Source organism: Nocardia neocaledoniensis, assembly GCF_029868625.1.
Classification (GTDB): Bacteria; Actinomycetota; Actinomycetes; order Mycobacteriales; family Mycobacteriaceae; genus Nocardia; species Nocardia neocaledoniensis_A.
This window is the reverse complement of sequence record NZ_JARWOJ010000292.1, coordinates 1-10,135: the sequence shown is the minus strand read 5'-3', so window position 1 is coordinate 10,135 and position 10,135 is coordinate 1. Positions and strand designations below refer to the sequence as shown.

The 10,135-nt window shown below is 70.8% G+C and carries 7 protein-coding genes; 3 read left to right on the top strand and 4 right to left on the bottom strand.

Annotation, left to right across the window (positions count from 1 at the left end):
- Positions 1-1,210: TIGR02677 family protein (locus QH270_RS22035; RefSeq protein ID WP_348537679.1), on the bottom strand; the 1,210-nt coding region annotated here is incomplete at its 3' end.
- Between the two features lie 140 nt (positions 1,211-1,350).
- A complete protein-coding gene (locus QH270_RS22030; protein ID WP_280345615.1) occupies positions 1,351-2,490 on the bottom strand; it encodes an XRE family transcriptional regulator in 1,140 nt (379 codons plus the stop codon).
- Between the two features lie 333 nt (positions 2,491-2,823).
- Here QH270_RS22030 and QH270_RS22025 point away from each other — a divergent pair, with 333 nt between their 5' ends.
- The gene (locus QH270_RS22025) at positions 2,824-3,129 is read left to right on the top strand and encodes a hypothetical protein (RefSeq protein ID WP_110041252.1); all 306 of its coding nucleotides are present in this window, start codon (positions 2,824-2,826) and stop codon (positions 3,127-3,129) included.
- Here the strand turns inward: QH270_RS22025 and QH270_RS22020 are convergent.
- Both QH270_RS22020 and QH270_RS22015 read right to left on the bottom strand, forming a co-directional pair.
- Positions 3,113-3,250 (bottom strand): hypothetical protein, encoded by a 138-nt coding sequence (locus tag QH270_RS22020; protein WP_280345612.1) that lies wholly within the window; start codon positions 3,248-3,250, stop codon positions 3,113-3,115. The two genes, QH270_RS22025 and QH270_RS22020, sit on opposite strands and share 17 nt — an antisense overlap.
- 32 nt (positions 3,251-3,282) lie before the next feature.
- Positions 3,283-4,167 carry a PAC2 family protein gene (locus QH270_RS22015; RefSeq protein WP_232999327.1) on the bottom strand — a complete coding sequence of 295 codons (885 nt, stop codon included), beginning with the start codon at positions 4,165-4,167 and terminating at the stop codon, positions 3,283-3,285.
- A 138-nt stretch (positions 4,168-4,305) separates the two neighbouring features.
- On the opposite strand from QH270_RS22015, the gene metH reads away from it, so the two are divergent.
- Together metH and QH270_RS22005 are read left to right on the top strand one after the other, a co-directional pair.
- Entirely contained in the window at positions 4,306-7,902 is a 3,597-nt protein-coding gene (gene metH / locus QH270_RS22010; protein WP_280345607.1) for a methionine synthase, read from the top strand.
- Positions 7,903-8,115: 213 nt separating this feature from the next.
- The gene (locus tag QH270_RS22005; RefSeq protein ID WP_280345605.1) at positions 8,116-9,918 is read left to right on the top strand and encodes a serine/threonine-protein kinase; all 1,803 of its coding nucleotides are present in this window, start codon (positions 8,116-8,118) and stop codon (positions 9,916-9,918) included.
- The last annotated feature ends 217 nt before the right edge of the window (positions 9,919-10,135 follow it).

Sequence of the window (10,135 nt, the reverse complement as noted above, 5' to 3'; positions counted from 1 at the left end):
GCGCGGCCAGCTGCGCCTCGCGCAGGCGCCGGATGCCCGCGTCGTTGCGCGCGATCCGGGCGGGCGCGCCCGCGCTGGGCGCGCGCCCGGTCTCGGCCAGGGTGCGCGAGATCTCCAACGGCGGTGCGTCCCACCATGACCGGTTCGCCGGGACCAGGTCGGCGTCGGGGTGTTCCAGCGCGAGGTGGCGCGGCTTGCCGAGGCCGAACACCGCGTCGTAGAGGGCGTGCGCGCTGCCGAGGGTGGGGGTGTCGACGAACCAGGCGGCCAGGTGCCGCAAGGCCGATTCCCGGCTCACCCCGCCGCGTCGGGTCTCGGTGACCCGGCGCAGCAGCGACAGCACCGCGGCGATCGCGCTCATCGTCGCCTCCCGCAGCCGGTCGGCCTCGCACGTCTCCGGCGAGTCCCCGCCCGCCGCCACGAACCACGTGCGCAGGCCCTCCCAGCGTGCCCGCCAATCCGCCTCGCGTTCGGCCGGGCTGAGCAGCACCCGCTCGTCACAGCTCGCCGCGCGCGTGATCAGCTGCTCGACCCCGGTGTCCTCCACCTCGCCGATGGCGCCGGCCAGGCGCGGCGCGAACCGGGCCAGATCCATGCTGAATTCGCGCATGTGCGCCAGCAGCGCGTCCTTGTGCGCCAGAAAGGATTCCGGGGTGATCTCGGTGGTGCGCACCAGATCGCCCAGCGACAGGTAGAAGTGCGCGGCCCGCGCGGCCATGTCGGTGAGTGCCGCGTCGAGCCTGCGCAGCGTGGTGTAGACGCGCTCGGCGTCGGCGTCGCGATTGGCGGCGGCGAGCGTGCCCAGATCGGCGAGCAGTTCGGGTAGCACCAGCCGCGACAGCGACGCGTCGTCCATCCTGGCCGTCAGCACGCCCGCCACCGCCCGGTAGGCCTGGAAACCGGCCTGCGCGAACTGGTAGACGTAGTGCCGGTTGCGGTACTCGGCGAGGGTGGCCGCCCGGGTGCCGTCGTAGCTGCGTTCGAGCACGCCCCAGCGGTGCAACTGCTCGAGCAGCGGGCCGATCTCGACGGCGGGCAGCGGCACCCCGGCCGGTCCGGCGTGCGTGCCCGACTCGGCCCTGGCGATCCAGTCGGCGACGTCGTCGGCGTGCAGCAGCACCACGTAGGCGGCGCGGGCGCTGTCGAAGGCGCGCAGCACCCGCAGGTAGTCGGCGCGCTTCTCGGCGGTCGCGAACGAGAACAACCGCAGGCGCTCGTCCCACAGGGCGGGTACGGCGCTGGGCAGGCCGTCGGCGAGGTCGGTCACCGGAGTGAGGTTAGTGGTGGGTACCGACGCCGCCGGGGCACCCGTCCCGCCACGGCGTGCCACCGGCGTCTGGTAGGCCCCGCTCACCCGGCGTTGAGCGAGCGCAGCTGCTCGAGGAACGACTGGGTGCGCGGATCTCCCGGGTAGCGTTCGATGATCTCGCGCGCCGCCTCGCCCGCGATCCAGGCCAGCGACGGCAGCGAACGCCTGCCCGCGGTGAACGCCGCGACACCCTCGTCGACGGCCCGTTCGAGATCGCGGTCGCGCACCGCGACCACCGCCAGCGTCAGCCGCGCCTCCGACACCCGCATCGGATTGCGGATCGTGCCGTCGGGCCTGGTCGAGTCGCTGATCACCTGGTTGGCGTAGCGCTCGGCGAGCCGGTCCTGCCCGGCGACGCGGCAGCAGTCCATCGCGTAGAAGTCGAACTTGGTCGCGTCGACCACGAAGTGGTTGTCCAGATCGGCCGGGTGACCGGTGCGCGACAGAATGGCCCTGCCCTCGTCGAGGGCGGCCTGGACCGCCCTGCGGTCGCCGAGCCGGGCCCAGCCCTTGGCCCGCTGCGCGGCCAGCTGCACGCCGACGCCGAGCGCGGAGGTCCCCGACATCGCCTTCTCGGACACGTCGATCGCGCCCCGGAAATTGCCCTGGGTGAGCGCGAACCAGGCCGACATCTCGGCCGCCCACGCCGAGATCTCGACACTGCCCGCCTCGCGGCCCAGCGAATCGGCGGCCCGCCGGGTGGCCTCGGCGCCCGCCCGGTGTCCGAGGTCGTAATCGACGCAACCCACCAGCAACGCCACCCACCCCGCGAGCACCAGGATCTCCCGGTGCTGGCTCAGGGTGAGCCTGCCGTCGAGCAGTGAGGTGATCCGGCGCAGCCAGGCGGTGCCCTCGGCGTGCAGGTCGTGCGGGTCGGCGTAGGCGTATTCGCAGCACAGCCGTTCGGCGGTGATCCGCACCGCGTCCAGCGTCGCGCTGTTGACATCGGACATCCGGAGCCTGCCGATGAACTCGAGGGTGTCCATACCGGTCGCCGATAACAGCTCGTCATCGCGGTTGGGCCGGGCCTTGGGAAAGAACGCGGCGGGGACGGTGTCGAACGCGGCCGCGATGATCGGCGCGTAGAACTCGTCGGGGCGCGATTCGCCGGACTCCCAGCGGCGCCAGTTGCGGAGCAGAGTACTGTCTGTCGGCAGGTTGTGGGAGGACTTGGCACGCATCGCGCGGACGGCATCGGCTTGCGACCACCCCCTCGCGTCACGTTCCGAGCGCATCCGGACAGCCCAAACGGGTCGATCATCAGTTGCGGTCACGGCGGTAGTATCCCACCAGTTAACGTTCGGCGTCCCGAATAGGGCATGTAGATGTCATCGGCTTGACATCTGCTGCGAACGACGCCGAATCCGCATGCTGTAAGCAGGTGCCCGGCCCGCAGACCGGACACCCGCCCTGTGGGAGAGCTTGCAGGGCAACGCAGTACCCCCGCGCGGCGCACGGCGCGGCGCGGGGGGATCCGACAACAGAACAGCGATCCCAATCCAACGGAGGTTCGGGTGGAAGCGTTGATCTATGGATACTTGCGGGACGATCTGGCCGAAGGCCAGGGCGACCAATTGGAGGATGCGCTACGCAGCCTCGCGCGCACCGCGGGGATGTGTTTCGCCGCGACGTTCCATGAATCGACCGCGGGTGACGGTGCGGCGTTCGCCGAGCTCACCCAGGAATTGAAGCGGGCCGATGCCCACCATGTGGTGGTGCCGTCCCTGGATCACCTTGCCGGTCAGACGATTCCGCGCGACCTGCTGATCGCGAAGCTGGCGCACGAGGCCGCCGCCCAAGTGCTCACCCTGGAGCGCTGAGCATGGCGGGCACCGGATCCGAACCACCATCTCGGTAGCGGCCGCGCTCCGGCCGTCCACCGGTCAGCAGCACGGCGCTGACGATCTCTGCCGCTGCCGAACCGCCGTCGCCTTCGCTCACGCGAGCGAAGACTCTCAGGCCAGCGGTGACAACTACAGACCGAAACTGCCTGGGCCACGGCGCCGGAGGTACTTCTCGAACTCCGCCGCGATCGCGTCACCGTCGATCTTCGACATCGTCTCGTTGAGGTCGATCGCCGCGTCGCCCCGCTCCTCGAGCGAGCGCACGTACTCGTTGATCTCCTCGTCGCCGACGGTCATCTCGTTGACCGCCGCCTCCCACTCCTCGGCCTGCTTGGGCAGCTCACCCAGCGGGACCTCGATGTCGAGCACGTCCTCGACCCGGTGCAGCAGCGCGATGGTCGCCTTCGGGTTCGGCGGCTGGGAGACGTAGTGCGGCACCGCCGCCCAGAACGACACCGCGGGCACCCCGGCCTTCACGCACTGGTCCTGCAGGACGCCGGTGATCCCGGTCGGGCCCTCGTACCTGGTCTGCTCCAGGTTGAACCGCTCGGCCGCCTCGGGGCTGTAGGCCGAACCGGTCACCGGCACGGGCCGGGTGTGCGGGGTGTCGGCCAGCAGCGCGCCGAGGATCACCACGGTCTCCACGCCCAGTTGCTCGATGAACTCGAGCAGGTCGTTGCAGAAGCTGCGCCAGCGCATGTTCGGTTCGATGCCGCGCAGCAGCACCACGTCGCGGTCGCTGCCGGGCGGCGAGCACACCGAGAGCATGGTCGAGGGCCACTGGATCTCCCTGGTCACCCCGTCGACCTGACGCACGGTCGGCCGGTTCACCTGGTAGTCGTAGTAGTCCTCGGAATCGAGTTCGGCGAGCGGCTCGGCGTCCCAGATCAACTCCAGATGTTCGACCGCGCCACTGGCCGCGTCACCGGCGTCGTTCCAGCCCTCGAAGGCAGCAACCAGCACGGGATTGCGCAACGTCGGCAGTTCCGTCTCGGGGGTCTCACTGGCATCCACCCGGTCAGCCTAGTGTCTGTGGCGAATTGTTTTGCGGTGACCGGCGCTGTTGCGTGTTTCCGGTGCGCGCTGTGTCGCAGGCCACTCCGATCACCCACAGTGGTCCGGTTCGTCGGTGCCGCCCATTAGTCTTGATCCATGTCTGCGTCCTCGCCCGCCGGGTTCGATACCACGCTCCTCGACACGCTGCGACGGCGTGTCGTCATCGGCGACGGTGCGATGGGCACGATGTTGCAGGCCGCGGATCTCACGCTCGACGATTTCCGCGGCCTCGAAGGCTGCAACGAGATCCTCAACGACACCAGGCCCGACGTGCTGCGCGCGATCCACCGCGCCTACTTCGAGGCCGGCGCCGACGCCGTCGAGACCAACACCTTCGGCTGCAACCTGCCCAACCTCGCCGACTACGACATCGCCGACCGCATCCGTGACCTGTCCGAACGCGGCACCCGCCTGGCCCGCGAGGTCGCCGACGAGATGGGCCCCGCCGCCGACGGCACCCCGCGCTATGTCCTGGGCTCGATGGGCCCGGGTACCAAGCTGCCCACCCTCGGCCACGCCCCGTTCGCCGCGCTGCGCGACGCCTACACCGAGGCCGCGCTCGGCATGCTCGACGGCGGCGCCGACGCGATCCTGATCGAGACCTGCCAGGACCTGCTGCAGGTGAAGGCCGCGGTCACCGGCAGCAAGCGCGCGATGCTCGCCGCGGGCCGGCGGATCCCGATCATCACCCACGTCACCGTGGAGACCACCGGCACCATGCTGGTCGGCAGCGAGATCGGCGCGGCGCTGACCGCGCTGGAGCCGCTCGGCATCGACATGATCGGCCTGAACTGCGCCACCGGCCCCGACGAGATGAGCGAGCACCTGCGGCACCTGTCGCGGCACGCGCAGATCCCGGTGTCGGTGATGCCGAACGCCGGCCTGCCGGTGCTGGGCGCGAACGGCGCCGAGTACCCGCTCACCCCGGAGGAGCTCGCGGCCGCGATGAGCGGGTTCGTCTCCGAGTTCGGGCTCTCGCTGGTCGGTGGCTGCTGTGGCACCACCCCCGAGCACATCCGCCAGGTCGCCGAGGCGGTGCGCGCGGTCGAGACCACGCTGCCGCCGATCGAGGCGCGGCGCGCGCCCGAGCACGAGCCGGCCGTGTCGAGCATGTACACCGCCGTCCCGTTCGAGCAGGACGCCTCGATCCTGATGATCGGCGAGCGCACGAATGCCAACGGCTCCAAGGCATTCCGTGAGGCGATGCTGGCCGAGGACTGGCAGCGCTGCCTCGAGATCGCCAAGGACCAGACCCGCGACGGCGCCCACATGCTCGACCTGTGCGTGGACTACGTGGGCCGCGACGGCACCGCCGACATGAACGAGCTGGCCTCGCGCCTGGCCACCTCCTCGACGCTGCCGATCATGCTCGACTCCACCGAACCGCCGGTGCTGCAGGCGGGCCTGCAGCATCTGGGTGGGCGCTGCGCGGTGAACTCGGTGAACTACGAGGACGGCGCGGGCCCGGATTCCCGGTTCCAGCAGATCATGCGGCTGGTGTCCGAACACGGTGCCGCCGTGGTCGCGCTGACCATCGACGAGGAGGGCCAGGCCCGCACCGCCGAGCACAAGGTGGCCATCGCCGAACGGCTCATCGAGGACATCACGACCAACTGGGGCCTGCTCGAGTCCGACATCATCGTCGACACGCTGACCTTCACCCTCGGCACCGGTCAGGAGGAGTCGCGGCGCGACGGTCTCGAGACCATCAACGCCATCCGCGAGCTCAAGCGCAAGCACCCCGAGGTGCAGACCACCCTCGGCCTGTCCAACATCTCCTTCGGCCTGAACCCGGCCGCCCGGCAGGTGCTGAACTCGGTGTTCATGCACGAATGCGTCGAGGCCGGCCTGGATTCGGCGATCGTGCACGCCTCCAAGATCCTGCCGATGAGCCGGATCCCCGAGGAGCAGCGCCAGGTCGCCCTCGACCTGGTCTACGACCGCCGCACCGAGGACTACGACCCGCTGCAGAAGCTGATGGCCCTGTTCGAGGGTGTGTCCACGGCCTCGTCCAAGGCCTCGCGTGCCGAGGAACTGGCCGCGCTGCCGCTGTTCGAGCGGCTCGAACAGCGCATCGTCGACGGCGAGCGCAACGGCCTCGGTGACGATCTGGACGAGGCGATGAAGTCGGTCCCGCCGCTGCAGATCATCAACGAGACCCTGCTGTCGGGCATGAAGACCGTCGGTGAGTTGTTCGGCTCCGGTCAGATGCAGCTGCCGTTCGTGCTCCAGTCGGCCGAGGTGATGAAAACCGCTGTCGCGCACCTGGAACCTCACATGGAGGCCACCGACGATTCCGGTAAGGGCCGGATCGTGCTGGCGACGGTGAAGGGCGACGTGCACGACATCGGCAAGAACCTGGTCGACATCATCCTGTCCAACAACGGCTACGAGGTGGTCAACCTCGGCATCAAGCAGCCGATCGCCACCATCCTCGACGCCGCGCAGGACAAGAAGGCCGACGTGATCGGCATGTCCGGCCTGCTGGTGAAGTCGACCGTGGTGATGAAGGAGAACCTCGAGGAGCTCAACGCCAAGGGCGTGGCCGATCAGTTCCCCGTGCTGCTCGGCGGTGCCGCGCTCACCCGCGCCTACGTGGAGAACGACCTCACCGCCGTCTACGACGGCGAGGTGCACTACGCCCGCGACGCGTTCGAGGGCCTGCGCCTGATGGACGAGATCATGACCGTCAAGCGCGGCGGTGGCCCCGACCCCGACAGTCCGGAGGCCGTCGCCGCCAGGGAGAAGGCCGCCGAGCGCAAGGCCCGCCACGAGCGGTCCAAGCGGATCGCCGCCGAGCGCAAGGCCGCCGAGGTGCCGATCGAGGTGCCCGAGCGCTCCGATGTCGCCGCCGACCTGCCGGTGCCGACGCCGCCGTTCTGGGGCACCCGCGTGGTGAAAGGCCTTCCGCTGCAGGAATACTCGGGCCTGCTCGACGAGCGCGCGCTGTTCCTCGGCCAGTGGGGGCTGCGCGGCCAGCGCAGCGGTGACGGACCCACCTACGAGGAACTGGTGGAGACCGAGGGCCGCCCGCGGCTGCGGGCCTGGCTCGACCGGCTCGCCACCGAGGGCGTGCTCCAGCACGCCGCCGTCGTCTACGGGTATTTCCCCGCGGTGTCGGAGGGTGACGACGTCATCGTGCTCACCGAGCCGGATGCCGATGCGCCGGAACGGTATCGGTTCACCTTCCCGCGTCAGCAGCGCGACCGGTTCCTGTGCATCGCCGACTTCATCCGCTCGCGGGACAAGGCCCGCGCGACCGGGCAGGTCGACGTGCTGCCGTTCCAGCTGGTCACCATGGGTCAGCCGATCGCCGACTTCGCCAACGCCCTGTTCGCGGCCGACAACTACCGCGACTACCTCGAGGTGCACGGCGTGGGCGTGCAGCTCACCGAGGCGCTGGCCGAGTACTGGCACCGCCGGGTGCGCGAAGAGCTGACCCTGGACGGGCACTCGGTCGCCGACGACGATCCCGCCGACATCCAGGACTACTTCAAGCTCGGCTATCGCGGCGCGCGGTACTCCTTCGGCTACGGCGCCTGCCCGGAACTCGAGGACCGGGCCAAGCTGGTCGACCTGCTCGAAGCGCACCGGGTGGGGGTGACGCTGTCGGAGGAACTGCAGCTGCACCCCGAGCAGTCCACCGACGCGTTCGTGCTGCTGCATCCGGAGGCGAAGTACTTCAACGCCTGACACACTGACAGTTCTCGGCTGATCGGACCGGTCCCGTGCGGGCCGGTCCGGCGTCGTTTGTGAGTCCGGTCACGAAGCGGTGTGGAGTGCCTGGAGCGGACTGCCCGCGAGGGCGGGCAAAGCAGTTCAGCACGTAGGATTTTCGGAAAGTTTCATCCCGCTGTGGCGCGGAGGGCTGGACGACTCGGCGGTATTGCAGGAGGGGCACAAGCTATGACATCGGATCGGTTGATCGCGGGTCGCTATCGACTCACCGACCCGATCGGCACGGGCGCGATGGGGGTCGTGTGGCGCGCCACCGATGTCCGATTGCGCCGGACCGTGGCCGTGAAACAGCTGCTGCTCGCGCCGGGACTCACCGGGACCCAGGCGCTGGAGGCCAAGTTGCGTGCCATGCGCGAGGGTCGCATCGCCGCGCGCCTGCACCACCCGAACGCCATCACGGTCTTCGATGTCGCCGAGGAAGACGGCCAGCCGTGGCTGGTCATGGAGTACATGAACGCGCCGAGCCTGGCCGTGAAGCTGGCCGGTGGCGCGACCCTGCCGCCGATCGAGGTGGCCGGGATCGGCGCGCAGGCCGCCGCGGCGCTGTCGGCGGCCCACGATGCCGGGATCATGCATCGCGACGTGAAGCCGGCCAACCTGCTCGTCGGCGACGACGGCACCGTCAAGCTCACCGACTTCGGCATCTCGCATGCCACCGGCGACGTCACCGTCACCGCCACCGGCTTCCTGGCCGGGACCCCGGCCTATCTGGCGCCCGAGATCGCCCGCGGCGACAACCCGAAACCGGCCGCCGACGTCTTCGCGCTCGGTTCCACGCTCTACGCCGCGGTGGAGGGCGCCCCGCCGTTCGGCGAGGGTGACAACCCCCTGGCCGTGCTGCACGCGGTCGCCCGTGGCGTGGTACCGGAGCCGAAGGGGGCCGGCCCCCTCGGTCCGGTGCTGAAATGGCTGCTCACCGCGTCGGCCGAGGAACGCCCCACCATGGCGCAGGCCAGGAAGGCGCTGGAAGACGTTGCGGCGGGCCGGGTCCCGGCCCTGCCCGCGACGGCGACGAAAGTGCTGCCGCTGGGCGAGGCGGCCACCACCGTGCTGCCCCAGCCGACGCCCGCGCCGGGGACGGCCGCGAAGTCCGGCGCCGCGGGACTCCTGGGTGGCGGCCTCGCGCTGGCCAAGGCCGCGCGCTCCGCCATCACGGGCGGGTCGTCGACGGGCACCGGCGCGGCCGGGCAGCGCTCCACGGCGAGCGCGGACCCGGCACCCGGTGTGCCGGGGGCGGGCACAGGCCCGGCGGGGCGGGAACCGGCAGGCGGGAACGGCACCGGTGCCGTCTCGCCCTCGGGCCCGCCGCCGGTCGGCCCGAATCCAGCCGCGCGCACCGAGTCCGGTACCACGAACAACCGCGCGATCCTGCTGCTCGCCGCCGCGGTCGCGGCGTTCACGGTGATGCTGGTGGTCCTCGTGCTGACCCGCGACCGCGGCGCCGATCCCGGTCAGCGGGCCGCGGACCCGGTCACCGTCACCACCGTGGTCGACGGCAAGGTGAGCACCGTCGTGATCGTGCCGGACCAGGAGACCATCACCGTGCCCGTGACCGCGACGCCGAGCAACCCGACATCGACGGCGGCCTCGGCCACGAGCACCTCGGCCAAGCCCACGTCCACGCCTGCCCCGACCACGACGGCGACCACCACGCCCGCGGGACCGCCGACGCCCGAGCGGATCGGCCAGTTCATCGGGGGGTACTACGGCATGCTCCCGGGCAACATCGGTGGCGCGTGGGCGCAGCTCGCCCCGGGCTATCAGGCCCAGACCGGGGGATTCGGCCAGTACTCCGCGTTCTGGTCGACCGTACGCTCGGTGACTGTCGGCTCGATCACGCCGAGCGGGGAGAACCGCGCGGTCGTCTCCCTCACCTACCACCTCACCAACGGCTCGGTGACCTCGGAGAACCGCTGGATCCAGGTCATCGGCACCGGCGGCGGGTTGCAGATCGCCGCGTCGGGCGTGTGAGCCCATTCGCTACGCTGGACCGGGCCGGGGGTGACCGGGGCGGACCCCGGAGTGGCGAGGACGAGGCGGGAAACAGGTGAGGGCGGGGCCGGCCGCCCCTTTCCTGGGGGGCGGGGCGCGCCCCCCCCCCCCCCGGGGGCGCGCGCCCGGCGCGCCCCCCCGCGCTCACCGGACTGGCGGAGCCGACACCGCTGGCCCCGGTCGACCAGGGCCGCGA

Bases quoted from the DNA above. Each gene is read 5' to 3' on its own strand.
- QH270_RS22030 (WP_280345615.1), bottom strand. From the start codon at position 2,490: ATGCGTGCCAAGTCCTCCCACAACCTGCCGACAGACAGTACTCTGCTC.
- metH (WP_280345607.1), top strand. From the start codon at position 4,306: ATGTCTGCGTCCTCGCCCGCCGGGTTCGATACCACGCTCCTCGACACG.
- QH270_RS22005 (WP_280345605.1), top strand. From the start codon at position 8,116: ATGACATCGGATCGGTTGATCGCGGGTCGCTATCGACTCACCGACCCG.